Annotated in this window: 1 protein-coding gene; it reads right to left on the bottom strand. The window is 56.2% G+C overall.

Annotation, left to right across the window (positions count from 1 at the left end; genetic code table 11):
* A partial coding sequence (locus ACYP03_RS28145; protein ID WP_459782956.1) for an aldehyde dehydrogenase family protein occupies window positions 1-233 on the bottom strand: 233 nt, incomplete at both ends.

Below are 233 nucleotides of genomic sequence, written 5' to 3'. Positions count from 1 at the left end.
CCGTCGCAATATCAACCTCCAGTGCTTCCTGTAGCGGTTTGCCTGTGTCCTGAACTTCCAGTGCCGCCAGTTCGTCGTTGCGTTCACGCAGCAAAGTAACGGCTTTCATCAGAATACGGCCCCGTTCGGCGCCGCTCATGGCAGACCACTTGGCAAAACCGGCTTTGGCAGATTCAATCGCACGTGCCATGTCGGCTTCTGATGCCTGGCCGATTTCAGCAATCACATCACCG

It is taken from the genome of Photobacterium sp. R1, from assembly GCF_054600795.1.
Note: the sequence above shows the minus strand (reverse complement) of the source record. Positions and strands in the feature narration are given on the sequence as shown.